The organism is Acidovorax sp. M2(2025), assembly GCF_049330835.1.
GTDB lineage: Bacteria > Pseudomonadota > Gammaproteobacteria > Burkholderiales > Burkholderiaceae_C > Acidovorax.
The window spans coordinates 35,293-58,932 of record NZ_CP186262.1 but is presented as its reverse complement, the minus strand read 5'-3'; the positions used below and the strand labels follow the sequence as shown (position 1 = coordinate 58,932).

The following is a 23,640-nucleotide window of genomic DNA, read 5'->3' as shown; positions in this document are numbered from 1 at the left end:
ACTGAACAGACAGAACGGAGAAGAATATGGAATTCTTCCGCATCAGAAAAGACATCCCTTTCATGAAGCACGCGTTGGTCTTCAACGCGATTTCCTTCGTCACCTTCGCCCTGGCGGTGTTCTTCCTGTTCTCGCGGGGGCTGCACCTGTCGGTGGAGTTCACGGGCGGGACCGTGATGGAAGTGGCCTACAGCCAGCCGGCGGAACTTGCCAAGGTGCGCGAGACCGTCACCGGCCTGGGCTACCCGGACGTGCAGGTGCAGAACTTCGGCACGGCGCGCGACGTGATGATCCGCCTGCCGGTGCAAAAGGGCATCACCTCCGCGCAGCAGAGCGAGCAGGTGCTGGGCGCGCTCAAGGCCGCCGATCCTGGGGTCACGCTGCGCCGCACCGAGTTCGTCGGCCCGCAGGTCGGCGAAGAGCTGGTCCACGGCGGCCTCATGGCGCTGGCCATGGTGGTGGTGGGCATCGTGATCTACCTGGCCTTCCGCTTCGAGTGGAAGTTCGGCGTGGCGGCCATCATCGCCAACCTGCACGACGTGGTGATCATCCTGGGCTTCTTCGCGTTCTTCCAGTGGGAGTTCTCGCTGTCCGTGCTGGCCGGCGTGCTCGCGGTGCTGGGCTACTCGGTGAACGAATCGGTCGTGATCTTCGACCGGATCCGCGAGGCCTTCCGCAAGTACCGCAAGATGACCACGCACGAGGTCATCGACCACGCCATCACCAGCACGATGAGCCGTACCATCATCACCCACGCTTCCACCGAGGCGATGGTGCTGTCCATGTTCTTCTTCGGCGGCCCCAGCCTGCACTATTTCGCGCTGGCGCTGACCATCGGCATCCTGTTCGGCATCTACTCGTCCGTGTTCGTGGCGGCGGCCATCGCCATGTGGCTGGGCGTCAAGCGCGAGGACCTGGTCAAGCCGGCCCGCAAGGAAGGGGATCCGAACGATCCCCAGGCCGGAGCCACCGTCTGACCCGCTAATATCGGCGCATGCAGCCCGTTCCCTCATCCGTTCCGCAACGCCGCCTGGCCCGCCAGGCGCGACAGCGGTTCGTCGAGGGGCTGTGCGCCGGCTTGCCGGACCTGGACAAGACGGTCCAGGATTTCCTCACCACCCTGATGTCGCAGACCGGAACGGCCCGGGACATGCAGGCCCACCGCGACGCCTGGCTGCTCTACCAGCAGCGCCACGCGGCCTGGACGGAACGCACCGGCAAGGCCTGGCGCGACGCGCTGACCGCGCACAGCAGCACGGCGGCCGCAGCGCTCGCAGGCAGTGCCGGAGGCGGGATGCACTTCGAGCTGCTGAGCGACGATGTGGTGGAGAACAAGATCGTTTCGGCCCGCATGGCCCTCACGATCAGCGAGCAGGTCAGCCAGCAGTTCGACATGCTGCGCCAGCGCACCCAGTCGCTGGAAGGGCAGGAGCTCGACAGCAAGGACATCCTGCGGCCCGAGGCCGTGTGCCAGCTCCTGGTGGAACAGTGGGTCGAGGCCGGCCTGCCGCGCACCGATCTCCAGACGGTCGTGGACCCGCTGCAGCGGGAGCTGGCCAACCTGCTGCAAAAGCAATACCAGGCCGTCAACGTTTTCTACGTAGAGCAAGGCATCACCCCGCAGGCCGATCTGCGGTCGCGGGTGCGGCGCACGTCGGGCGGCGCGGTGCAAGCCGGCGGCCAGGATTCGGGCGCGGCAGGGCTGGCATCCCAGGCCTTGGCCCAGTCCCGCGACGCGCTGGCGGGCGCTCGCAGCGGTGCCCAGCCGCTGCCGGGCGGACGCCCCCTGCAGCCGCCGCGCATGCCCCCTCCCGGCTACGCCGCGCAATACCCGGGGGTGCCCACCGCCTTCGCGACCGGCATGACGCCGCTGGCGCGGGCGCGCCAGCGCGCCCAGGGGGTGATGGGCCAGCTGCGCAAGCTCCTCACGCAGCCCGTCACCGGGTTCGACATGGTCAATGCGCCCCCCGCGTCGGCGGCGCTGGCGCATGCGCTCACCGCCCACCGGGTGCAGTCCGACACCTACTACAGCGGCGTTGCCACCCTGGTCGAGGACTACAGCCCCGCCGCGGTGGTACGGGTGGCCGGCGCGGTGCGCGAGCGCTCGGCCGAGCTCAAGCAGAAGGCGTCCACCGCCGGGGAAAAGGCCATCATCGAAGTGGTGGCGCTGATGTTCCAGAGCATCCTGGCCGAAGAGCGCATCCCCCCCGCCGTGCGCGTGTGGTTTGCGCGGCTGCAGGTGCCGGTGCTGCGCGTGGCGCTGGCCGAGCCGGAGTTCTTCAGCAACGTGGACCACCCCGCGCGCAAGCTGATCGACCGCATGGGCGCCTGCGTGATGGGCTTTGACGCCACCAGCATCAACGGCAGCGCGCTGGAAGCCGAAATCCGCCGCGTGGTCCAGGTGATCGAGCAGTATCCCGAGACGGGCCGGCGGGTGTTCCAGCTGGTCTACGACGAGTTCGAGAAATTCCTGTCCAAGTTCCTCACGGAGAAGCAGGCCACCTCGCGTCTGGTGACGGTGGCGCAGCAGGTCGAGCAGCGCGAGACGCTGGCGATCCAGTACACCATCGAGCTGCGCACCATGCTGCGCGACATGCCGGTGCGCGAAGAGATCCGCGAATTCCTCTTCAAGACCTGGGCCGAGGTGCTGGCCTTGTCGGCCGTGCGCGATGGCGCCCAGCACGCCGATACCGTGGCCCTCAAGCGCACGGCGGCCGACCTGGTCTGGGCGGCCAGCGCCAAGCCCAACCGGACCGACCGGGCCCAGGTCATCCAGAACTTGCCGGGCCTGTTGCAGCGCCTGCGCCAGGGCCTGACGCTGATGGGGGTGAACGGCCCCGCGCAGGACGCGCAGGTCAAGGTCCTCACAGACACGCTGGCCGACGCCTTTCTCTCCAAGACCGCATCCATCCCGCAGGCGCACATCGACGCGATGGCCAAGCGCCTGGCCAATCTGGAGGATTTCATCGACGACGCGGCCCTGGGCGACATGCCGCTCAACGCCGACAACATCGAGATGATGCTGGGCATCGACGCATCGTCCATCCACGTGGTGGCCGACAACGGTGCGCCGGTGGACGAAGCCATGGTGGCCTGGGCGCAGGAGCTGCCGGTGGGCGCCTGGTTCACGCTGGACCACAACGGCGCCTCCGCCCAGGTGCAGTACGCCTGGCACAGCCAGCGCAAGCAGCTGCACCTGTTCGCGGCCGTGGACGGCAGCAGCTACCTGATCCAGCTGCGCAGGCTGGCGGCCTACCTGCAGGCCGGGCTCCTGGTGGCCCAGGAAGAAGAAACCCTGACCCTGCGTGCCACGCGCGACGCGCTGGCCAAGCTGGACGCCAACCCCGAGCGCTTGCTGGGCTGAGGCGGCGCTCGCTGCGGTGTGCGCGGTGCCCGCCGGGCGGGCAAGCGCTTGCCTGCTGAGCGGCCTCTCGCCTAGGCGCGGCCCAGCCGCTGGAACAAGCCGCCCGGCAGCCGCGCCACGCGGCCCTCCAGTTCCAGCTCCAGCAGTTCCACCTGCACGGAGGCAGCGTCCTGTCCCGTGCGGGCCACCAGCGCGTCCACGGCCATGGGGTCGAAACCCAGGGCCTGCAGGAGCGCGCTGTCGGTTTCGTCCGCCGGGTCGTCGGTTGGCGCCGACGCAGGCTGCGAAGCGGCCCCTGCCGGGCCGGGCAGGCGAAGTTCTTCGAGCACATCCTGCGCGGACTCCACCAGCTTCGCCCCCTGGCGTATGAGCGCGTGGCAGCCGCGGGACTGCGGGGCGTGGATGGACCCCGGGATCGCAAACACCTCCCGCCCCTGCTCCGCCGCCATGCGGGCCGTGATCAGCGAGCCGGAGGCCAGCGCGGCCTCGACCACCAGCGTGCCCTGGGACAGGCCCGAAATGATCCGGTTGCGCTTGGGGAAGTTGGCCGCCAGCGGGGGCGTGCCGAGCGGGTACTCGCTGACCAGCAGGCCTCGCGCGGCAATGCGGTGGGCCAGGCCGAGGTTCTTGCGCGGGTAGACCCGGTCCAGCCCGGTGCCCACCACGGCAATGGTGGCTGGGGCATCGCCGCCCGATGCCCCGGAGACTGCGTCCAGGGCTCCTTCGTGGGCGGCGGCGTCGATGCCCAACGCCAGGCCTGACACGATCGTGAAGCCCGCTTCGGCCAGCGCCCGCGAGAAAAGCCGTGCGTTGTCCGCACCCTGGGCGGTGGGATTGCGGCTGCCGACCACCGCGAGGCACCGGCCGGCCGGAAACGGCGTTCCCGCCACCAGAGGGGCCGGCCCCATCAGGTACAGCAGCAGCGGAGGGTCTTCGGTGTCCAGCAGCAGCTGCGGGTACCGTGGATCGCCCAGCGTCACCACCGCACGGGCGGCGCCCTCGGGCTCCTGGGGTGCTTCTTCCAGCCAGCGCCAGGTCGCGTCCCGCAGGGTTTCCCATGCGGGCGGCACGGCTACCAGCGCGCGCGCCTGGGCCGGCGCCACGCACTGCAGCAGCGCGGCTTCGGTCTGCTGGAATACGGCCTGCGGCAGGCCGAAGCAGGCGAGCAGCCGCCGTGCTGCGCCATTGCCCACCCCTGGCGAGAGGGTCAGGCGCAACCATGCACCCAGTTCGTCGCGGTCCATGCGGTGGGATTGGTGAGCGGGCGGCCCGTTCCGTGCGGCCCGCGCCACGGCGCCGTCAGTCCTGGGGGTTCACCAGCTGGTCGCCGACGCGCACGCCCGTGCGGATCTCCAGCACCAGCGCATACGAAACCCGGTCAAAGGTGCGGAACACCATGGCGGTGCCGTTGCGCTCGCTGGGCAGCCGGATCATGGATTTGGCGTCGTCGGTCTTGTCCTTGATGCGGGTGCCGCCGGTCAGCAGCGACAGCACATGGCCCGGTTCAATACCGTCCTGCGAGCCCACATTCAGGGCCACCACCTGGTTCTGGGCCGCATAGGCTGCCGAGAAGCTGCCGTAGATCGAGACCACCCGGGCATGCACTTCCATCGGGGGCACACGCGGGGTGTAGCTGGTGAAGGTGCGCTCCGGCGCGGGCAGCAGGCGGTCGCCAGCGCGGATCTCCTCCTTGGTGCTCGACAGGTCGACCGTGGCGGGCACATACTCGGACACGCGGCCGCCGCGGCCATTGGAGATGTCTTCGTACGATTCGCCCCGCACCAGCTCGGCCTTGCCCAGGTACTGCGCTTCGTAGCCCAGGATTTCGCCGGTGTCCGGGTCCTTCATGGCCACGGCGTCGCGGAACACACGGTAGAAGCGCGGCTCGCCCGGCTCGGCGCGCACGGGGGCGGCCGCATCGCCGCGCACGTAGGCGCGGTCGCCGCTGGCCATCAGCACCCGGTCTTCCGTGGTGGCGATGATGCGGGGCGCGCGCAGCAGGGTGTCGGCGTCCACCACCACGGGCTCCACCAGGAACGGCTCGATCAGGTGCGGCGGCAGGGTGGGCAGGGCGTTGCTGGCCAGGCTGTCGCTGCGCACGCGGGGAGACACGCGGATGGTTGCGGGCTCGGACGGGGACTCGACCGTGCCGGGCGGCGTGGTGCGCAGGCGGGCGTAGCCGCCGTCCTTGTCCAGGTACAGCGTCTGGCCCGGAAAGATCAGGTGCGGGTTGGGGATGGCCTTGAGGTTCATCCCCCACAGCTCGGGCCAGCGCCAGGGGCGCTTGAGGTACAGCCCCGAAATGCCCCACAGCGTGTCGCCGCGCTTCACGGTATAGGTGTCGGGTGCATTGGGGGTCAGCTCTGACAGCGGTACGCCGCGCTCCGCCACCTGCTGCGCCGTGGCGCGCTGGCTGCTGGAGACGGGGTAGTTCTGGGCCTGGGCGGGGGCGGCCAGCAAAGCGCCAGCGGCCAGGGTGAGCGCCCCCAGGGCGGTTCGCCGCAGGCGGGTAGATGCCGTCATGTTGTTCCTCTTGTCATGCATTGCGAAACGCCCCCTCGCTGGCGCCATGGTGCCCGCAGCGATGCGGGGTGAACCGGCTGATACGTTACAAATCTTTTTAGAACCTGTTCAAGGTCTTTTCGGGGATCGCATTGGAGTGCAATCGGGATGGGTGGATGCTTCGGATGCGCCGCATGGGCTCATGCCCATGCAAGCAGCTGGGGCGTCCAACCGCCCGATTTCACTCCAACCCTTCGGGCAAGCGCCTTGCCGGGCGGTCTGCGGCGTTGCGGCGCTTGCCAATAGCCGGGCTATTGGCCGCGCACCGCGCCTTGCATCCCATCCCGGCAAGGTGCTTGTGCGACCCCGAAAAGACCTTGAACAGGTTCTTAGATTCTCTGCTCAAGCCCTTGATTCGGCAACGATTATTGGCTTGGCGTGCTGCAGCGGGACCCAAAAGTGGCGAAAATAACGACATCTCTTTCCCACTTTCATGGCAATCCTTCCCATTCTCTGTTACCCGGACCCACGGCTCCACAAGGTCGCCCGCCCCGTGGAGGCGGTGGACGACCGCATCCGCACGCTGGTGGCCGACATGCTGGCCACCATGTACGACGCCCATGGCATCGGCCTGGCGGCCACGCAGGTGGATGTGCACGAGCGGCTCGTGGTCATTGATGTGTCCGAAAAGCGCGACGAGCCCCTGGTCCTGATCAATCCGGAGCTGGTGTGGACGAGCGCCGAAAAGCACCTCAATGAAGAAGGCTGCCTGTCGGTGCCCGGCATCTATGACGGGGTGGAACGCTTTGACGCCGTGCACGTGCGCGCGCTGGACGCGCAGGGCGTGTCGCGCACCATCGAGGCCGACGGCCTGCTCGCGGTATGCATCCAGCATGAAATGGACCATCTGATGGGCAAGGTGTTCGTGGAATACCTGTCGCCGCTCAAGCGCAACCGCATCAAGACCAAGATGGTCAAGCAGCAGCGGGAGGCGCGGGCGTGAAGCCCCGGGCGCTTCGCGCCCTGTGGGGCGGCGGAGTGCTGGCCCTGGCCGCGCAGTTGGCCGGCTGTGCCCTGCCCCTGGTGGCCCGCGAGCAGCCGGGCGCGCTGCGGGCCGAGGTCGTCGCCCGCCACGGCCCGCCCACCGCCGTGGTGGCCTTGCCGTCGGGCGAGCGCCTTGTGTATTCCGAGCTGCCCTCGGGGTTTGCCGCCTACAACCTGGATTTCGACCCGTCGGGCCGGCTGGTGCGCAACGAGCAGGTGCTGACGCAGACCCATTTCGAGCGCATTCCCCTCGGGGTCTGGACGGCTGCCGAGGTGCGCGGCACGTTTGGGCCGCCGCTGCGCGTGGAGCAGGTGGCGCGCTTCGACGGCGATATCTGGACCTACCGTTTCCGCCAGAATTCCGATCCGCGGCTGGCGCACGTCCACCTGGACCGCCAGGGCGTGGTGCGCCAGGTGCTGTTCACGGACGAGCTGCCCCACGGCGACAACCTGCGCGATTGACGCCCTAGGGATGCTCTGCACAAATCATCGCGCCGTGTGCCTCTGCGGTCTCGGGCGGTCTGCCGCGTTGCGAAGCCTCGCAATAGCACCTGCTATTGCTGCGTTTTGTGCCTTGCAGCCCATCCCGATCCGCAGTGCACACTTTCCGCTCGATTCGCGCAGAGCATCCCTCGCGGCGCGCGCCCTTTTCTTTGTGATCGATTCCCCATGAGAGTCATCTTTGCCGGCACGCCGGAATTCGCCCGCGTGGCACTGGAGCAATTGCTGGCCGCAGGCTTCACGGTGCCGTTGGTGCTCAGCCAGCCCGACCGCCCGGCGGGGCGCGGGATGAAGCTGCAGGCCTCTCCCGTCAAGCAATGCGCCCTGGAGCACGGCATCGCCGTCGCGCAGCCGCGCAGCCTGCGCCTCGATGGCAAGTACCCGGAGGATGCGGCCGCCGCGCAGGACGCGCTGCGCAACGCCCGGGCGGATGTGATGGTGGTGGCCGCCTACGGGCTCATCCTGCCGCAGTGGGTGCTGGACCTGCCCCCCAAGGGTTGCCTCAACATCCACGCCAGCCTGCTGCCGCGCTGGCGCGGCGCCGCCCCCATCCACCGTGCCATCGAAGCGGGCGATGCCGAGACCGGCGTCACCATCATGCAGATGGACGCCGGCCTGGACACGGGCGCGATGCTGCTGGCGCAGCGGCTGCCCATCGGCCCGGCCGACACGACCGCCACGCTGCACGACCGGCTTGCCGCGCTGGGCGGCCGGCTGGTGGTGGAGGCGCTGGAACTGGCCGCCTGCGGGGGCCTGCATGCGGTGCCCCAGCCGGTCGAGGGCATCACCTACGCGCACAAGATCGAAAAGTCCGAGAGCGCGATCGACTGGGCGCTGCCGGCGGCCGTGATCGCGCGGCGCATCCGCGCCTTCGACCCGTTTCCGGGCGCCAGCACCGAGGCCGCCGGAGAGGCCATCAAGGTTTGGGGCTGCGAGATGGACAGCGGCCTGTCCGCCCAGGGCCAGTTGCCCGGCCAGGTTCTGGCGGTGGGCGCCGAGGGCGTCCGCATTGCCTGCGGCGAGGGTGCGTTGCGCCTGACCGTGCTGCAGCGCGCAGGCGGCAAGCGCCTTGCCGCGGGGGACTTTCTGCGGGGTTTTGATCTCCAGCCCGGCATGGTGCTGGGGGACTCGGCCGCCCGGGCTGCCGCAAACCCTGGCGCATGAGCTGGCGGGCTCCCCTGGGCCGCGCGCTGCGCCACCCGTCGTATCGCACCGCTGCCGCCGACATGGCGGGCACGGCCGTGGGCATCGGCGCCTGGGGGCTGGTCACGGGCGTTGTCATGGTCAAGAGCGGCATGCCTGTCGGCATGGCCATCTTCATGTCGCTGGTGGTGTACGCGGGCAGCGCTCAGCTGGCGGTGATTCCGCTGATGGCCGCCGGTGCTCCGCTGTGGGTGGTGTGGCTCACGGCCAGCTGTGTGAACCTGCGCTTCGTGATTTTCAGCAGCATGTGGCGCAGCTATTTCGCCCACCTGCCGCTGCGCCAGCGCCTGGCCGTGGGCTACTTCAGCGGCGACGTGATCTACGTGGCCTTCATGAAGCGCTTTCCGCAGCCGCGGCCGGAACCTGAGCAGGTGCCGTATTTCTGGGGCGCGGCCACCACCAACTGGCTGGCCTGGCAGGTGCCGTCCCTGGCGGGCATTCTGCTGGCCAATGCGGTGCCGCTGTCCTGGGGCCTGGGGTTTGCCGGGGTGCTGGCGCTGCTGGGCGTGTTGCTGTCGCTGCTGTTTGACCGGGCCACCTGGCTGGCCACGGGTGTCGCGGCCACGGCGGCCATTGCGGCGTTCGCCCTGCCGCTCAAGCTCAACATCCTGGTGGCCATTGCCGCCGCCGTCGCCGCAGGCCTGCTGATGGAGGCCGTGGACCGGCGCCGGCACAAGCCCGAACTGGTGCTGCTGCCGGCCGACAGCGTGCTGCCGCCCGAAGAGCGCGAGCAGGTCGAGGCGGGCGACGTGGTGCCCCTGCGCGAGGAGCGGCACCCATGAGCAGTCCCTGGACCGGCATTGAGCCTACCGTGGCCATCCTGGGCCTGGCGGTCATCACCGTGGTGTCCCGTGCGTTCTTCATGATTCCCGAGCGCGAACTGCCGCTGCCCGACTGGCTCAAGCGCGGCCTCAAGTACGCGCCGCTCGCCGCGCTGACCGCCGTGATCGCGCCCGAGATCCTCATGGCCCAGGGCGCGTTCATCGAAACGCTGCGCGACGCGCGGCTGCCCGCCGTGCTGTGTGCGAGCGCATACTATTTCTGGAAGCGCGGCATCCTGGGCACCATCGTGCTGGGCATGGCCGTGTACCTGCCGCTGCACATCGGCTGGGGCTGGTAGAGAAGCTCCCTGGAGAGGCACCCTGAGCCCCTGCGCGGCGTCCCCAGGGGAACGATGCCCGTGGCCTGGCAAGGCCGGTTCCACGGCGCCTGCCGGCCTGGGCCGCGCCGGTGCTGGCGGGTTGGCTCACTAAAATGGCGCCCGCAAGCCGATTCACTTCTCCCTCCTGCCATGAACATCCTTCGTTTTTCCGATCTCTGCGCCCAGGGCAAGGCCCAAGGCCAGCGCGTCTTCATCCGTGCCGACCTGAACGTTCCGCAGGACGATGCCGGCCGCATCACCGAAGACACGCGCATCCGCGCCTCGATCCCCTGCATCCGCATGGCGCTGGACGCCGGAGCCGCCGTGATGGTGACCAGCCACCTCGGCCGGCCGACGGAGGGCGAGTTCAAGCCCGAGGACTCGCTGGCCCCCGTGGCCGCCCGGCTCTCGGAACTGCTGGGCCGCGAGGTGCCGCTGGTGGCGAACTGGGTGGACGGCGTGACCGTGGCCCCCGGCCAGGTCGTGCTGCTGGAGAACTGCCGCCTCAACGTGGGCGAGAAGAAGAACAAGGAAGAGCTGGCGCGCAAGCTGGCCGCGCTGTGCGACATTTTTGTGAACGATGCCTTCGGCACCGCCCACCGCGCGGAAGGCACCACCTACGGCATCGCGCAGTTCGCCCCCATCGCCTGCGCCGGCCCGCTGCTGTCGGCCGAGATCGATGCGCTGACCAAGGCCCTGGCCCATCCGCAGCGCCCGCTGGCGGCCATCGTCGCGGGCTCCAAGGTGTCCACCAAGCTGACCATCCTCAAGAGCCTGGCCGACAAGGTGGACCAGCTCATCGTGGGCGGCGGCATCGCCAACACCTTCATGCTGGCCGCGGGCCTGCCCATCGGCAAGAGCCTGGCCGAGCCCGACCTGGTGGGCGAAGCGCGTGCGGTGATGGAGGCGATGAAGGCGCGCGGCGCCGAAGTGCCGGTTCCCACCGACGTGGTGGTGGCCAAGTCCTTCGCGGCCGATGCGCCCGCCACGGTGAAGGCGGCCTCCGAGGTGGCCGAGGACGACCTGATCCTGGACATCGGCCCGCAGACGGCAGCCCGCCTAGCGGGGCAGCTCAAGTCCGCCGGCACCATCGTCTGGAACGGCCCCGTGGGCGTGTTCGAGTTTGCGGCATTCGAGAACGGCACGCGCGAAATCGCCCGCGCCATTGCCGAATCGGCCGCGTTCAGCATTGCCGGCGGCGGGGACACGCTGGCCGCCATTGCCAAGTACGGCATCGAGAAGCAGGTGGGCTATATCTCCACCGGCGGCGGGGCGTTCCTGGAAGTGCTGGAGGGCAAGACCCTGCCGGCGTTCGAGATTCTCGAAAAACGTGCTGTTACAAACGGTTAATTCCTGTCACGTGTCTTTTGGAAAGCAGACGGGCGCGCGCGTAAGCAAGCGCGCCAATCTGTGACCAAAAACAACGAATTGCGTGTGTCCAGGCGCAGTTACCTCAATTTTTTCTTGTTTTTGTTGAGTATCCCGCCCAGAATTATTTTCTGACCGCGTGGGATGTATCTGTTCATGTCCCCGCCTCTCAAAGTCCGTAGGAGGGAACCATGAAATTTTCAAAGGCAGTCGGCTTGGCGGTGCTCGCCGGCGCTGTGGCTACTTTGGCAGGATGTGCATACCGTTCGCCCATCCCCCTGGCAGAGAACTTTGAGTTGACGGTGCAGCCGAAGGTCCGTTCCGCCGGCCACTGGGAGCTGGTCTCCAATGATGTGGTGGCACAGACCCTCAGCGCGCTGGACAAGAGCGGCGTCGCTCCGGGCACCCAGCTGCATGTGGCGCTGCCTCCCAACCCCAGCGCGTTCGACCTGGCGTTCCGTGATTTCCTGATCACCAAGCTGGTCCAGAGCGGCGCCCCCGTGCTGCAGGACCCCGGCCAGACGCTGAACGTGACCTACAACACGCAGATCGTCCGCCACAACAGCCCCCGCCCCCATTTCATTCCCGGCCAGTTCACCATGATTGCTGCCGGCGTGATGGCCGCGTATGGCTTGCGCAATGAACACCTGGACGCCCAGCTGCTGGGCGCCCTGGGCCTGACCGCGCTGGCCGACTACGGCGCCAGCATCAACTCCGGCGGCCCGACCAACACGGAAATGATCCTGACGACCACGGTGACGCGCGGCGGCCAGTATGTGGTGCGCAAGACCGACGTGTACTACCTGGAAAACGCGGACACGCCCCTGTTCATGCGTCCGTCGTATAGGAACGTCAACATGAAGGTAGTTTCGCAATGAAATCCACAGCACTTCTGACCGCGCTGGCCGCTGCCGCCCTGCTGGCAGGCTGCGCCAACAACGGCCCCGCCGTGCGCACGGAGCCCACCTACCAGGAAGCCGCCAGCAACCAGTTCCTGGCCAGCAGCCGTGATGCCGTGGCCAAGCTGACCGCCGGCTTCGACCTGAGCGCCATCGGCAATGGCCCGGTGCTCGTGGCCACGGTGGTCAATGTGAACGACCTGAGCCGTTCCGCTCCGCTGGGCCGCACGCTGTCCGAGCAGTACGCATCGCACATGGCTGCCACTGGCTTCAATGTGAAGGAAATCAAGCTGCGCGGCGACGTGTTCGTGCGCGAAGGCGCTGGCGAGCTGCTGCTGTCGCGTGAGATCAAGGACATCGCACGCAGCCACAACGCCTCGCTGGTGCTGGTGGGCACGTACTCTGCCGCCGCCAACTACACCTATGTGAGCCTGAAGCTCGTGCGCACCGAAGACAGCCGCATCGTCCGCGGCTACGACTACGCGCTGCCCAACGACCGCGACGTGCAGCGCCTGCTGACCGTTCAGCGCTGAGGCGCAGGGCGCAGGTGGCGCGGCAACCGGCTGCCACCCGCCCCGCACGCTGCCATTCTCCTTTTGCAAGGCCGTTTCGACGGCCTTTTTCTTTGGGCGCTTCTCTGGGTGCGCCTGCCCTCCCCGAGCCCGCCTGGGGCTGCGGCGCCCGCGCCGCCGTCCGCCAGAGGGCGTCCTAAAATCTCGGCCCATGACCTTTACCGACATGCTGCGCGACGCCGCGGCGCAGAACCGCTCCCTGCTGTGCGTGGGCCTGGACCCGGAGCCCACGCGGTTTCCCGCGGGAATGCAGGGCGACCCGCGCAAGATCTACGACTTCTGCGCGGCCGTGGTGGACGCGACGGCCGACCTGGTGTGTGCCTTCAAGCCACAGATCGCCTACTTTGCCGCGCACGGCGCGGAAGACCAGCTGGAACGCCTGATGCAGCACCTGCGCGCCAACGCGCCCCACGTGCCGGTCATCCTGGACGCCAAGCGCGGCGACATCGGCTCCACCGCCGAGCAGTACGCCAAGGAGGCGTTCGAGCGCTATGGCGCCGACGCGGTCACGCTGTCGCCCTTCATGGGGTTCGACTCCATCGAGCCGTACCTGGCCTACCACGGCAAGGGGGCGTTCCTGCTGTGCCGCACGTCCAATCCTGGCGGCGACGACTTGCAGAACCAGCGCCTGGCCAGCGTGGAAGGGCAGCCCCGGATGTACGAGCACGTTGCGCGTCTGGCACAAGGCCCCTGGAACCGCAACGGCCAGCTGGGGCTGGTGGTGGGCGCGACCTACCCGCAGGAGATCGAGCGCGTGCGCGCCATTGCGCCCACCCTGCCCCTGCTGATTCCCGGCGTGGGAGCCCAGGGCGGCGACGCCGTGGCCACGGTCCGCGCCGGGCTGCGTGACGACGGGCCGATCATCGTCAACTCGTCCCGGGCCGTGCTCTATGCCTCCCGCGGCGAGGACTTCGCGGCCGCTGCGCGGGCCGAGGCCCAGCGCACGCGTGCCGTGCTGGAAGCCGCACGCGCCGGCTGAGGCCACTGGACCCGCCGCAGCGCGCCCCGCGTCGACCGACACCGCGCCATGCAGCTCAAGTGGGTCGAAGACTTCATCGTTCTGGCGCAGGAGCGCAGCTTCACCCGCGCGGCGGAGCTGCGGCATGTGACGCACCCCGCCTTCGGCCGGCGCATCCGCGCGCTGGAAGCCTGGGCCGGCACGCCGCTGGTGGAGCGTGGCGGCGGGCCGGTGGTGCTCACGCCCGCAGGCCAGAGCTTTCTGGAGACCGCGGGGCAGCTGGTGCGCCACCTGGCGCAGTCGCATGACGAGCTGCAGAGCCTGGCGGGGCGCCACGCCCGCACCGTGACGCTGGCCACCGGCCGCACGCTGGCGCGCACCGTGGTGGCCGACTGGCTGGTGCGGCTGCAGCCCGTGCTGCAAGGCGGCGAGCTGTGCATCCGCACGCGGGCGCTCGCCGAAACGGTGGCCCTGCTGGAGCGCGGCGAGGCGGACTTCTCGCTGGTGTACCACCACCCGGCGCTGGCGATCCGGCTGGACGCGCGCCAGTTCATGCATGTGACGGTGGCCTCGGACCGCCTGGTCCCCATCTCGCGCGCCACGGCCCAGGGCCAGGCGCTGCACGCCTTCGGACCCGGCGCGACCGCGCCGGTGCCGTACCTGGCCTACGCCCCGCAGCTCGCGCTGGGCCGCCTGGTGGAGGACCACCTGGCGCAGAACCCGCACGCGCCGCGGCTCCAGCGGGTGGTGGAATGCGACTCGGCCGATGCCCACTACGAGTACGTCCAGAAAGGGCTGGGCGTGGCGTGGCTGCCCTGGTCCATGGTGCATGCCGACTGCAGGGCACAGCGGCTGGCGCCCGCCGGGGACGCCCGCATGGAGGTGCGCTTCGACGTGCGCCTGTACCGCCCCAAGCGCCGCCTGGGTCCACTGGCGGAAGCGCTGTGGACGGCGCTGGCGCCCCGCTGAACTGAGCCGCGCCGGCGATATTGGCACCGGCTGGTGCCGTTTTGGCACCGCGGCACCGGGGTGGGCTTTTCACAATCGGGCCCAGCGACCCCCGCTGTCCTTTCTTCAGGAAACCCCGCCATGTTCCTTGCTCCCTCCTTTTGCCGCGCCGCGCTGGTGTGCGGCCTGGCCTTGTCCGCCGCACTGCCCAGCCTGGCGCAGGACGCCTACCCCAACAAGCCCATCACCATCGTGGTGGGCTATCCGCCCGGCGGCAGCACGGACCTGACGGCGCGCACGGTGGCCACCGAGCTGGGTGCCAAGCTGGGCGTGCCCGTCGTGATCGAGAACATCGGCGGCGCGGGCGGTGCCATTGGCGCGCAGAAGGTGGCCAGCAGCGCCCCCGACGGCTACACCCTGCTCGTGGGGGCCAGCAACGAAATCGCCATCAACAAGCTGGTCACGAAGAAGGTGAAGTACGACCTCAAGGACTTCACCGCCATCGGCCTGATCGCGTCGCAGCCCCTGGTGCTGGTGGCGTCCGCCGGCTCGGGCGTGAAGAACCTGGCCGATTTCACGCGCAAGGTGACCGCCAACCCCGGCAAGTACAGCTACGGCAGCTCGGGCGTGGGCACTTCGCTGCACCTTGCGGGCGAGATGGTCAAGGAGCAGGGCAAGCTGTTCATGACGCACATTCCCTACCGCGGCGTCGCGCCGCTCACCAACGACCTGCTGGGCAACAACCTGGAGTTCGGGGTGTTCGTGCTCTCCAGCGGCCTGCCGCACATCAAGAGCGGCAAGGTGGTGGCCCTGGGCACGACCGAAGCCAAGCGCTCGGCCATCACGCCCGACATCCCCGCGCTCGCGGAAACCGCGCAGTACAAGAACGTGGACATCGGCGTCTGGTTCGCGCTCATGGCGCCGGCCCACCTGCCCAAGCCCGTCTTCGACAAAGTGAAGAAGGCGCTGAACGACAGCCTGCAGTCGCCCGACTTCCGCAAGAAGATGGAAGCCACCGGCTCCACCGTGGCGGCCACGAACGTGAACATCGACCAGTTCCTCGCGGCCGAAGTGGCCAAGTACAAGAAGATTGTTGAATTCGCCAAGATCGAAGAATGAGCACCGCCACCCCGCATTTCCAGGCCGGCAGCGCCGCCGTGCCACCCCTGGCCTTTGCGCTGCCGGCGCCCGACCTCGGCGCCTGGCGCGCCGGCAACACGGGCACCGAGGGCGTGTGGCACTTCGACTCGGGCCAGCCCGGGCGCCACGTGATGGTCAGCGCCCTGGTGCACGGCAACGAGCTGTGCGGCGCCTGGGCACTCAAGGGCCTGCTGGAGGCTGGCGTGCGGCCGGCGCAGGGCACGCTCACGCTGGCCTTTTGCAACCTGGAGGCGTTCGACCGCTTCGATCCCCGCAACCACGACGCCTCGCGCTTCACGGACGAAGACCTCAACCGCCAGTGGATGGACGAGCGCATCGACGCCGGCGACACCCGCGAGCGGCGCCGTGCGGCAGCCCTGCGCCCCTTCGTGGCGCGCGCGGACTGGCTGCTCGACATCCACTCCATGCACGAACCGTCGGCCCCGCTGCTGCTCACCGGCATCCAGCCGCGCAACCTGGAGCTGGCCCGCGCCATGCGGTCGCCGGAGCACATCGTGGTGGACGCCGGGCACAAGGACGGCGTGCGCATGCGCGACTACGGCCGCTTTGGCGACCTGGCCGACAACGGGACCCGTTCGCTGCTCATCGAGTGCGGCTTCCATGGCGACCCCGCCAGCCGCGCCGTGGCGCAAGACCAGTGCGTGCGCTTCCTGGAGCAGTCGGGCGCCGTGGCGGCGTCCACCCTGGCGCAGCAGTTGCCGGGCTGGCGCCTGCCCGACGCGCCCTGCCAGTGGGCGCTGGAGGTGACCGGCCCCGTCGTGGCCACGAGCAGCGCGTTCCGCTTCACGCAGCCTTTCACCGGGCTGGAGCGCATCGAGAAGGCCGGCACGGTCATCGGGGACAACGACGGCGTTGCGGTCACCACCCCCTACGACGACTGCGTGCTGGTCATGCCATCGGTGCGCCAGGCCCGGGCCGGCGTGACCGTGGTGCGCTACGCACGGCGCCGGGTGCTGTAGCCGCGGTTGAATGGATGCTATCGATTTAATAGCTGCTAGCGCTTATCCAGCAAGCGCTGAAGGGCGATTTCACTGAAATAGCCGCCCAGCCCCGCCCGGCCTACTGCGTCGCGGTCCGCGCGGCGTCCAGGTGCACCTGCACCCGCTGGGCCAGGGCGATGTCGCCCGGCGTCTCGGGAACCCACTCGTCCACCGCGCGGGGCTGCTCCAGGCCATCGACGGCCGTGTAGACCGCCACGCAATGCAGCACCTCATGCAGCGGGCCGCCGTGCAGGTCGCCGCTGCGCACTTCCACGGCCAGGTGCATGGCGGTGCCGGTGGTCGAGGCCAGGCGCGCATGCACTTCCACCAGGTCGCCCGGCCGGATCGGGTGCAGGAAGCGGGCGCCTCCCACCAGCTCCGTCACGCACGGGCCCTTGGCCCAGGCGCTGGCGCAGGCAAAGCCCGCCTCGTCCACCCAGCGCAGCACGGCGCCGCCCGGCACGCGCCCGCCGGCGGGCGCGACGCCTTCGGAGGCGAGAAAACGCAGGGTCATGGAATGCATACAGGTCTCCAGGGGGTGGGGAGGCGGTCGGGTGCGATTATTCCCCAGCCAAGGGGCTGGGCGGGGGTGCCCTGTGCCTCGGGTCCGGTGCGCAGGCCGGCCCCGCGCCCTGCCCGGGCGTCCGGGACCTCTGCGGCGGACGGGTCCGCGGACTTGACGTGCGTCAAAACCCTACTGCCGACAGAAACCTACATTGCCGTACGACCAAGCCTTCGGAATGAGAAACGTTCCGGAAATTCGTGCTGAGCGCCGCTGTCCAGCGTCTGACCCCGTGCTTCTCGGCATGCCCCTTTTTTTCTGCGCACGCACCCCGTGCGCCTGCTGCCATGTCCCTCCTGCACCGGTTGAACCTGCTTGAAAAATTCCTCATCCTGGGGACTCTCGGGCTCATGATGAGCGCGCTGCCCACCTACCTGGTGGTGCGCGACGGCTTGCGCGACATCCAGCAAGCCCGCCACGAGGCCCAGGGCGTGCCGCCGGCACAGGCGCTCGCCCGCCTGGTGCAGCAGATGCAGGTCCACCGCGGGCTGTCGGTGGGCCTGCTCGGCGGCGACGAAAGCCTGGCGGCTCGCCGCCCGGCCGCGCGCGATGCGGTGGAGGCGGCCCTGCAGGAGGCCAGCACCCGCTTCGCTGCGGCCCAGGTGCCGGCGGGCCCGATGGCCACCTGGACGCAGGCCCAGGCCGCGTGGCGCACCCTGGAGCAGGCCGTGGCCGCGCGCACCATCGATCCCGCCCAGAGCACGGCGCAGCACACGCAGCTCATCGCCACGCTGCTGCAGCTGAATGAAACGCTGGTCCACACCTTCGGGCTGCAGATGGACCCCGAGCCCGACACCCACGCACTCATCCAGGCCGCCCTGGCCCAGGCGCCCATGCTGGGCGAGAAGCTGGGCCTGCTGCGCGCCCAGGGCGCCAGCGCCCTGAACAAGCGCGAACTCACGCCCCAGGCCCGGGGCCAGCTGCTGGTGCTGCAGCAGCGCGTGGCCGAACTGCAGGCCGAGACCTTCCGCGGCCTGGAGCGCGCGCTGCGGGGCAACGCCGGGCTGGAGCGTGCCCTGGGCGGCACCGCGCAAGGCGTGCAGCAGCAGATCCAGCAGTCCCTGCAGATGGCCGAGCGCGATGTGATCCAGGCCGCGGAGCTGCAGCGGGCGTCCAAGGACTATTTCGATGCCTTCACGCGCACCATCGAGGCCCTCAACGGGCTCAACAACCTGTCCATGGCCCGCCTGGACCAGGCCCTGCAGGACCGCGTGGCGGCGCTGCAGCGCAGCCTGCTGGGCGTGGCGCTGGCCCTGGTGCTGAGCCTGTCGGCCACCAGCGCGCTGGCCCTGGTGTTCGTGCGCTCCATGACGGGGCCGCTGTCGCAGGCCGTGGCGCTGTCGCGCGCGGTGGCGCAGGGCGACCTGGGGGGCGCGCCGCTGCCCCATGGCACCAACGAAGTGGGCCAGCTGCTGCAGGCCCTGCAGCAGATGCGCAGCCAGCTGACGCAGGTGGTGCGCCAGGTGCGCAGCGGCTCGGAGAGCGTGGCCACGGCCAGCGTGCAGATTGCACAGGGCAACACCGACCTGTCCGCCCGCACCGAGAGCCAGGCCAGCGCGCTGGAGGAGACCGCCGCGTCCATGGAGCAGCTGAGCTCCACCGTGCGCCTGAACGCCGACAGCGCGCGCCAAGCCAGCCAGCTGGCCCACAGCGCCAGCACGGTGGCCGTGCAGGGCGGCGAGGTGGTGGCGCAGGTGGTGAACACCATGCAGGGCATCAACGCCTCGTCGCAGAAGATCGCGGACATCATCGGCGTGATCGATTCCATCGCCTTCCAGACCAACATCCTCGCGCTCAACGCGGCCGTGGAGGCAGCGCGCGCCGGCGAGCAGGGCCGCGGCTTTGCGGTGGTGGCGTCGGAGGTGCGCTCGCTCGCCGGGCGCAGTGCCGAGGCCGCCCGCGAGATCAAGGCCCTCATCAGCGCCAGCGTGCAGCGCGTGGAGCAGGGCACCGCCCTGGTGGACCGCGCGGGCGCCACCATGACCGAGGTGGTGGACGCCATCCGCCGCGTGTCGGACATCGTGGGCGAGATCAGCACGGCCAGCCATGAACAGTCGCTGGGCGTGGCCCAGGTGGGCGAGGCCGTCACGCAAATGGACCAGGTCACGCAGCAGAACGCGGCCCTGGTCGAGGAAATGGCCGCCGCGGCCGGCAGCCTGAAGAACCAGGCCGAGGACCTGGTGCAGGTGGTGTCGGTGTTCCGCCTGGGCGACTACAGCGGCGACAGCGGGCGCAGCGGGGTGCGCGGGCCCGGCGGCTTGCTGCCCGCGCCGTAGCGCCCCGCCAACCCGGCCGCGTCCGGTCAGCCGGCGCCGCGGCGGGTCGGCGCCCGGTCTTCGGGCACCGCGCCGTGCGGCAGCACCATCCGGGCCCGCAGCCCCTGCCCGGGCGCACTGTGCAGCTCCAGCCGCCCGCCGTGGCTGCGCGCCACGCGGTCGGCAATGGCCAGGCCCAGCCCCGCGCCGGGGCGGCCGCTGCGGGCGGCCTCGCCGCGGGCAAAGGGCTGGCGCACGCGCTCCAGCTCGGCGGCAGGCAGGCCGGGGCCATGGTCCTGCACCTCGATCCAGACGCCGTCTTCTTCGCTGCCCGTGCGCAGCACCACGGGCGCCGCGCCGTGGCGCCAGGCGTTCTCCACCAGGTTGTCCACCGCGCGGCGCAGGGCCTGGGCCTGCACGGGCGCAGGGGGCGGCGCACCCAACTCCAGCGCCACGCTGCGGCCATGGTCGGCCTGCGCCTGCGCAATGGCCTGGGCCAGGTCGTCCAGCGCGGCGGGCTGCGCGGGTTCGGCCTCCTGCATGCGGGCAAACTGCAGGAACTGGCCGAGGATGGCGTCCATTTCGTCCAGGCTGCGCACCATGCGGGTGGCCAGTTCGGGCTCGATCTGGCGGCCGGCAATCTCCACCGAGAGGCGCAGCTTGGTCAGCGGGGTGCGCAGGTCGTGCGACACACCGGCCAGCATCAGCGCCCGCTCCTGGTCGGCCTGGGCCAGGCTGTGGGCCATGTGGTTGACGCTGCGGGCCACGGTGGCGATCTCGGTGGGGCCGTCTTCGGGCAGGGGCTCGTGCGGCTGGCCCCGGGCCAGGCGCTGCGCGGCCTGCACCACGCGCTGCAGCGGCTGGTTCAGGTGGCGCTGCAGCCACCACGCGCCCGCCAGCGCCAGCACCATGCTGGCCAGCGTGGCCAGGAGCCAGGCCCCCGTGAACTCGCGCGTGGGGAACACGCTGGGCAGGTTGAGCCAGTAGGTTTCTGGCCCTTGCGCGCCCTCATGCACCACGCGCAGCGACAGCACGCCGCTGCTGTCGCGCCGCCAGACGGGGTCTGCGGACGAGGCCGGTGTGCCTTGCGCAGCAGCCAGCTGCTGCGTCACGGCGCGCACAAACTGCCGCTCCATGGGCGAGAGCACGGCGCGCCAGCTGCCGGGAGCCGCCGCCCGGGCGTGCGCCTGCGTCTGCGCAGCCTGGTCGTTGAAGGCCTGCACAAACGCCTGCCGCTGCGGCGGCGGCAGCACCTGCAGCCCGGCGCGCAGGGCGGCCACATTGCGCGCCACGCCGTCGGCCACCTGCGCCACGCGGGGCTTGAAGATCATCTGCCGCACCAGCACCGCCGCGCACAGCTGGCCCAGCACGATGAGCACGGCCATGAGCAGCAGGTTGCGCCCCAGCAGGCTGCGGGGCCACAGGCCCCGGGGGGCAGGAGCGGGCGCGTTCACGGCCTGCCTCCGCCAGCAGGCGCGGCGCCGTCGGGCACAAACACATAGCCCACGCCCCACACGGTGCGGATGTGGCGCGGCTGGGCCGGGTCGGCCTCGATGAGCTTGCGCAGCCGCATGATCTGCACGTCAATGCTGCGGTCGGTGGCCGCGTGGTCGGGGCCGTAGGCCAGCGCCATGAGCCGGTCGCGGCCCAGCGGGCGCTGCGGGTTTTGCGCCAGGGCCAGCAGCAGGGCGAATTCGCCGGTGGTCAGGGGCACGTCCTCGCCCGCCCTTTCCAGCCGCCTTTCCGCGGGCAGCAGCACGAAGTCGCCAAACGCCAGCCGCTCGTGCACGCCCTGCGGCCCGGTGTGCGCGCCCAGCAGGCGCTGGCGGCGCACCATGGCCTGGATGCGGGCGAGCAGCTCGCGCGGGTTGAAGGGCTTGGGCAGGTAGTCGTCCGCGCCCATCTCCAGGCCCACGATGCGGTCCACCGGGTCGCCCCGGGCGGTGAGCATCAGGATGGGAATGGTCTCGCCCTGCGCCCGCAGGCGGCGGCAGATGGACAGGCCGTCCTCGCCCGGCATCATCACGTCGAGCACCAGCACGTCAAAGCGCTCGCGCTGCAGCAGCGCATCGAGCGGCCCCGCGCCCTCCACCGTGCGCACGGTGTAGCCCTGGTCGCTCAGGTAGCGCTGCAGCAGGGCACGCAGGTCGGGCTCGTCATCGGCGACCAGGATCTTGGCCAGGGGGGCGGTCATGGAGGGGGCAACGTCGCAAGGGGAATACTGGCAATGGTAGGCGCTGCCGGGGGGGATGCACCGCCAGGCATGACAAGGCATGACACAGCGGCGGGCGCCTGTCATGGTTTGTCATACACCGGCGGATTTCAGCCATCACTGGCTCACACCTGGCGGGCAAAGTCCCTCCATGCCCCATCCCGAGGCACCCTCCAAGGAGTTCATCGCCATGCCTTTGCCGCCCCGTTCTGCCGTGTTTCTTTTGGCGCTCGCCACCCTGGTGCTCAGCGCCGGGTTGGCGCTGGCTGCGCCCGCCGAGGCCCAGGCCCGCACCCGCCACCGCGTGGAGCACAGCGCCGATGGCAGCACCACCGCCCACACCGGCGTGGCCCGCAGCGGCCCGAACGGCGCGGTGCTGCGCGGCCGCACCGCCACCACCGACGGGCAGGGCAACGCCAGCGTGACGCGCCGCGGCGCTGCCGTGGGCGCCGAGGGCGGGGTGGCCGTGCGCCAGGGCAGTACCGCCCGCAATGCCGATGGCAGCGCCAGCCACAGCGGCAGCCTGTCGGCCCAGAATGCCCAGGGCAGCCTGCAAAGCAGCGGCGGCGCCACGCGCAATGCCGACGGCACCGTGACGCAGGCGCGCACCTCCACCGCCACCAGCGCGGCCACCGGCAACAGCGTGCAGACGCAAAGCAGCTACAGCAAGGACAGCGGCCTGAGCCGCAGCGCCACCTGCTACGACGCCAGCGGCACGGCCATGGCCTGCCCCGCGCGGCCTTGATTTCGTTGCCGGTGCCTGGCCCCTATGCGCTAGAAATATCCGTTCGGGCTGAGCCTGCCTGCGCCTTGCGCGGCGCTTCGACAGGCTCAGCGTGAACGGTTTGGTTAGAGCCGACCTTCTCCATCGTCCCTTCTCATTCCCGCCCTCCACCACTTACCCTGACAGGAGCTTTGCCATGTCCCTGCGCCATCTGCTCACCGTCACCGCCCTCGCTGCCGTCACCCTCGGCACCGCCAGCGCCCAAGCCCAGACCGCCGCACAGAACGGTGGCCGCCTGCGCGCCCTCATCGCGCAGCGGCAGGCCGCCGCTGCCGAAGCCGCCCTGCCCGTGGGCGTGCAGCGCATTGCCGACGTGCCCTACGGCGCAGATCCGGCGCAGCGCATGGACGTGTATGTGCCCACCAGTCCCACGGGCCCTGGCACGGGCGCCAGCAGCCTGGTGGCCAGCGCGGTGCGCGCGCCGGTGATCTTCATGGTGCACGGCGGCGGCTGGCGCTATGGCGACAAGGCCATGGGCCGCGTGGTGCAGGAGAAGGTCAGCCGCTGGGTGCCCAAGGGCTTCCTCCTCGTCTCCATCAATTACCGCATGCTGCCCGACACCCCCGTGGCCGTGCAGGAGCGCGACGTGCAGGCTGCCCTCATGGCCGCACAGCAGCGTGCGGGCACCTGGGGCGGGGACCCGAACCGCTTCATCCTCATGGGCCACTCGGCCGGCGCCCACCTGGTGGCCCTGCTCAACGCCCGGGCGCCGCAGGTCCTGCGCGAAGGGGCCTGGCCCTGGCTGGGCACGGTGTCGCTGGACAGCGCGGTGATGAACGTGCCCGCCTACATGCGTGCACCGCACCTGCCGCTGTACGACGACGCCTTTGGCAGCGACCCCGCCTACTGGGTGGCGCTGTCACCCATCCACCAGTGGACGGTGGGTGCGCCACCGGTGCAGATGGTGTGCTCCACCGAGCGGGCGGACCAGCCCTGCACCCAGGCCGACGCCCTGGCCCGCCATGTGCGCAACCAGGGCGGCCGCGCCGAGGTGCTGCCGCAGGACCTGGGCCACGGCGAAATCAACGCCCAGCTGGGCCTGGAGAGCGGCTACACCCGTGCGGTGGAAGCCTTCATGGGGTCGCTGGACCCCGAGGTGGCCCGCCGGCTGCAGTGAGCCGAGAGGGCGTGGGCAGCAAGCAATTTGCTATCAATTAAATAGCTTCTTGCGCTTGCTGGACGGGCG

General features: G+C 70.0%; 22 protein-coding genes. 17 read left to right on the top strand and 5 right to left on the bottom strand.

The features are described 5' to 3' along the window. Positions 1 to 26 precede the first annotated feature (26 nt). Both secF and ACOYR3_RS00255 read left to right on the top strand, forming a co-directional pair. A complete protein-coding gene (gene secF, locus ACOYR3_RS00260) occupies positions 27 to 977 on the top strand; it encodes a protein translocase subunit SecF (protein ID WP_422844540.1) in 951 nt (316 codons plus the stop codon). 17 nt (positions 978 to 994) lie between these two features. Next, positions 995 to 3,364 carry a DUF1631 family protein gene (locus ACOYR3_RS00255; protein WP_422844539.1) on the top strand — a complete coding sequence of 790 codons (2,370 nt, stop codon included), beginning with the start codon at positions 995 to 997 and terminating at the stop codon, positions 3,362 to 3,364. 71 nt (positions 3,365 to 3,435) lie between these two features. Here ACOYR3_RS00255 and dprA read toward each other — a convergent pair whose 3' ends face one another. Beyond that, a complete protein-coding gene (dprA, locus tag ACOYR3_RS00250) occupies positions 3,436 to 4,608 on the bottom strand; it encodes a DNA-processing protein DprA (protein ID WP_422844538.1) in 1,173 nt (390 codons plus the stop codon). 55 nt (positions 4,609 to 4,663) lie between these two features. After that, the gene (locus ACOYR3_RS00245) at positions 4,664 to 5,887 is read right to left on the bottom strand and encodes a LysM peptidoglycan-binding domain-containing protein (RefSeq protein ID WP_422844537.1); all 1,224 of its coding nucleotides are present in this window, start codon (positions 5,885 to 5,887) and stop codon (positions 4,664 to 4,666) included. A 472-nt stretch (positions 5,888 to 6,359) separates the two neighbouring features. On the opposite strand from ACOYR3_RS00245, the gene def reads away from it, so the two are divergent. The 12 genes from def to ACOYR3_RS00185 all read left to right on the top strand — a co-directional run bounded on the left by def (position 6,360) and on the right by ACOYR3_RS00185 (position 16,620). Then, complete coding sequence (gene def / locus ACOYR3_RS00240; protein WP_291484480.1) at positions 6,360 to 6,869, top strand: peptide deformylase; 510 nt, start codon at positions 6,360 to 6,362, stop codon at positions 6,867 to 6,869. After that, a complete protein-coding gene (locus ACOYR3_RS00235) occupies positions 6,866 to 7,372 on the top strand; it encodes a hypothetical protein (RefSeq protein WP_422844536.1) in 507 nt (168 codons plus the stop codon). Before def ends, ACOYR3_RS00235 begins: the two co-directional genes overlap by 4 nt. A 207-nt stretch (positions 7,373 to 7,579) precedes the next feature. Beyond that, entirely contained in the window at positions 7,580 to 8,575 is a 996-nt protein-coding gene (gene fmt, locus ACOYR3_RS00230) for a methionyl-tRNA formyltransferase (RefSeq protein ID WP_422844535.1), read from the top strand. Then, positions 8,572 to 9,396 carry an AzlC family ABC transporter permease gene (locus ACOYR3_RS00225; RefSeq protein ID WP_422844534.1) on the top strand — a complete coding sequence of 275 codons (825 nt, stop codon included), beginning with the start codon at positions 8,572 to 8,574 and terminating at the stop codon, positions 9,394 to 9,396. Before fmt ends, ACOYR3_RS00225 begins: the two co-directional genes overlap by 4 nt. Continuing rightward, complete coding sequence (locus tag ACOYR3_RS00220; RefSeq protein ID WP_422844533.1) at positions 9,393 to 9,734, top strand: AzlD domain-containing protein; 342 nt, start codon at positions 9,393 to 9,395, stop codon at positions 9,732 to 9,734. Before ACOYR3_RS00225 ends, ACOYR3_RS00220 begins: the two co-directional genes overlap by 4 nt. Before the next feature lie 171 nt (positions 9,735 to 9,905). Continuing rightward, positions 9,906 to 11,105: a phosphoglycerate kinase gene (locus ACOYR3_RS00215; protein ID WP_422844532.1), complete on the top strand. Its 1,200-nt coding sequence runs from the start codon at positions 9,906 to 9,908 to the stop codon at positions 11,103 to 11,105. Between the two features lie 209 nt (positions 11,106 to 11,314). Further along, the gene (locus ACOYR3_RS00210) at positions 11,315 to 12,001 is read left to right on the top strand and encodes a hypothetical protein (protein ID WP_422844531.1); all 687 of its coding nucleotides are present in this window, start codon (positions 11,315 to 11,317) and stop codon (positions 11,999 to 12,001) included. Beyond that, positions 11,998 to 12,555, top strand: coding sequence for a FlgO family outer membrane protein (locus tag ACOYR3_RS00205; protein ID WP_422844530.1), 558 nt, complete (start codon positions 11,998 to 12,000; stop codon positions 12,553 to 12,555). The genes ACOYR3_RS00210 and ACOYR3_RS00205 overlap by 4 nt, the downstream gene beginning before the upstream one ends. A gap of 190 nt (positions 12,556 to 12,745) precedes the next feature. Continuing rightward, positions 12,746 to 13,573 carry an orotidine-5'-phosphate decarboxylase gene (gene pyrF / locus ACOYR3_RS00200; RefSeq protein ID WP_422844529.1) on the top strand — a complete coding sequence of 276 codons (828 nt, stop codon included), beginning with the start codon at positions 12,746 to 12,748 and terminating at the stop codon, positions 13,571 to 13,573. Positions 13,574 to 13,621: 48 nt separating this feature from the next. Beyond that, on the top strand, positions 13,622 to 14,521 hold the full coding sequence (locus ACOYR3_RS00195; RefSeq protein WP_422844528.1) for a LysR family transcriptional regulator: 900 nt from the start codon (positions 13,622 to 13,624) through the stop codon (positions 14,519 to 14,521). Between the two features lie 120 nt (positions 14,522 to 14,641). After that, positions 14,642 to 15,619 carry a Bug family tripartite tricarboxylate transporter substrate binding protein gene (locus ACOYR3_RS00190; RefSeq protein WP_422844527.1) on the top strand — a complete coding sequence of 326 codons (978 nt, stop codon included), beginning with the start codon at positions 14,642 to 14,644 and terminating at the stop codon, positions 15,617 to 15,619. Then, positions 15,616 to 16,620 carry a succinylglutamate desuccinylase gene (locus tag ACOYR3_RS00185; protein ID WP_422844526.1) on the top strand — a complete coding sequence of 335 codons (1,005 nt, stop codon included), beginning with the start codon at positions 15,616 to 15,618 and terminating at the stop codon, positions 16,618 to 16,620. Before ACOYR3_RS00190 ends, ACOYR3_RS00185 begins: the two co-directional genes overlap by 4 nt. Positions 16,621 to 16,720: 100 nt before the next feature. Here the strand turns inward: ACOYR3_RS00185 and ACOYR3_RS00180 are convergent, their stop codons facing one another. After that, positions 16,721 to 17,164, bottom strand: a complete 444-nt coding sequence (locus ACOYR3_RS00180; protein WP_422844525.1) for an acyl-CoA thioesterase — start codon at positions 17,162 to 17,164, stop codon at positions 16,721 to 16,723. A gap of 326 nt (positions 17,165 to 17,490) precedes the next feature. Between ACOYR3_RS00180 and ACOYR3_RS00175 the strand changes: the two genes are divergently transcribed. After that, positions 17,491 to 19,479 carry a methyl-accepting chemotaxis protein gene (locus ACOYR3_RS00175; protein ID WP_422844524.1) on the top strand — a complete coding sequence of 663 codons (1,989 nt, stop codon included), beginning with the start codon at positions 17,491 to 17,493 and terminating at the stop codon, positions 19,477 to 19,479. A 26-nt stretch (positions 19,480 to 19,505) separates the two neighbouring features. Here the strand turns inward: ACOYR3_RS00175 and ACOYR3_RS00170 are convergent, their stop codons facing one another. Together ACOYR3_RS00170 and ompR are read right to left on the bottom strand one after the other, a co-directional pair. Then, positions 19,506 to 20,912: an ATP-binding protein gene (locus ACOYR3_RS00170; RefSeq protein WP_422844523.1), complete on the bottom strand. Its 1,407-nt coding sequence runs from the start codon at positions 20,910 to 20,912 to the stop codon at positions 19,506 to 19,508. Further along, positions 20,909 to 21,652: a two-component system response regulator OmpR gene (gene ompR / locus ACOYR3_RS00165; RefSeq protein ID WP_422844522.1), complete on the bottom strand. Its 744-nt coding sequence runs from the start codon at positions 21,650 to 21,652 to the stop codon at positions 20,909 to 20,911. The genes ACOYR3_RS00170 and ompR overlap by 4 nt, the downstream gene beginning before the upstream one ends. Before the next feature lie 169 nt (positions 21,653 to 21,821). On the opposite strand from ompR, the gene ACOYR3_RS00160 reads away from it, so the two are divergent. Together ACOYR3_RS00160 and ACOYR3_RS00155 are read left to right on the top strand one after the other, a co-directional pair. Beyond that, positions 21,822 to 22,415, top strand: a complete 594-nt coding sequence (locus ACOYR3_RS00160) for a hypothetical protein (protein WP_422844521.1) — start codon at positions 21,822 to 21,824, stop codon at positions 22,413 to 22,415. 175 nt (positions 22,416 to 22,590) lie between these two features. After that, positions 22,591 to 23,571: an alpha/beta hydrolase gene (locus ACOYR3_RS00155; RefSeq protein WP_422844520.1), complete on the top strand. Its 981-nt coding sequence runs from the start codon at positions 22,591 to 22,593 to the stop codon at positions 23,569 to 23,571. Positions 23,572 to 23,640: the final 69 nt, after the last annotated feature.

Coding starts and splice junctions, on each gene's coding strand:
- def (WP_291484480.1), top strand. CDS start 6,360: ATGGCAATCCTTCCCATTCTCTGTTACCCGGACCCACGGCTCCACAAG.
- ACOYR3_RS00185 (WP_422844526.1), top strand. CDS start 15,616: ATGAGCACCGCCACCCCGCATTTCCAGGCCGGCAGCGCCGCCGTGCCA.
- ACOYR3_RS00210 (WP_422844531.1), top strand. CDS start 11,315: ATGAAATTTTCAAAGGCAGTCGGCTTGGCGGTGCTCGCCGGCGCTGTG.
- ACOYR3_RS00195 (WP_422844528.1), top strand. CDS start 13,622: ATGCAGCTCAAGTGGGTCGAAGACTTCATCGTTCTGGCGCAGGAGCGC.
- ACOYR3_RS00255 (WP_422844539.1), top strand. CDS start 995: ATGCAGCCCGTTCCCTCATCCGTTCCGCAACGCCGCCTGGCCCGCCAG.
- ACOYR3_RS00190 (WP_422844527.1), top strand. CDS start 14,642: ATGTTCCTTGCTCCCTCCTTTTGCCGCGCCGCGCTGGTGTGCGGCCTG.
- ACOYR3_RS00245 (WP_422844537.1), bottom strand. CDS start 5,887: ATGACGGCATCTACCCGCCTGCGGCGAACCGCCCTGGGGGCGCTCACC.
- ACOYR3_RS00225 (WP_422844534.1), top strand. CDS start 8,572: ATGAGCTGGCGGGCTCCCCTGGGCCGCGCGCTGCGCCACCCGTCGTAT.
- ACOYR3_RS00205 (WP_422844530.1), top strand. CDS start 11,998: ATGAAATCCACAGCACTTCTGACCGCGCTGGCCGCTGCCGCCCTGCTG.
- fmt (WP_422844535.1), top strand. CDS start 7,580: ATGAGAGTCATCTTTGCCGGCACGCCGGAATTCGCCCGCGTGGCACTG.
- ACOYR3_RS00220 (WP_422844533.1), top strand. CDS start 9,393: ATGAGCAGTCCCTGGACCGGCATTGAGCCTACCGTGGCCATCCTGGGC.
- dprA (WP_422844538.1), bottom strand. CDS start 4,608: ATGGACCGCGACGAACTGGGTGCATGGTTGCGCCTGACCCTCTCGCCA.
- ACOYR3_RS00160 (WP_422844521.1), top strand. CDS start 21,822: ATGCCCCATCCCGAGGCACCCTCCAAGGAGTTCATCGCCATGCCTTTG.
- ACOYR3_RS00175 (WP_422844524.1), top strand. CDS start 17,491: ATGTCCCTCCTGCACCGGTTGAACCTGCTTGAAAAATTCCTCATCCTG.
- ACOYR3_RS00215 (WP_422844532.1), top strand. CDS start 9,906: ATGAACATCCTTCGTTTTTCCGATCTCTGCGCCCAGGGCAAGGCCCAA.
- pyrF (WP_422844529.1), top strand. CDS start 12,746: ATGACCTTTACCGACATGCTGCGCGACGCCGCGGCGCAGAACCGCTCC.
- ompR (WP_422844522.1), bottom strand. CDS start 21,652: ATGACCGCCCCCCTGGCCAAGATCCTGGTCGCCGATGACGAGCCCGAC.
- secF (WP_422844540.1), top strand. CDS start 27: ATGGAATTCTTCCGCATCAGAAAAGACATCCCTTTCATGAAGCACGCG.
- ACOYR3_RS00155 (WP_422844520.1), top strand. CDS start 22,591: ATGTCCCTGCGCCATCTGCTCACCGTCACCGCCCTCGCTGCCGTCACC.
- ACOYR3_RS00180 (WP_422844525.1), bottom strand. CDS start 17,164: ATGCATTCCATGACCCTGCGTTTTCTCGCCTCCGAAGGCGTCGCGCCC.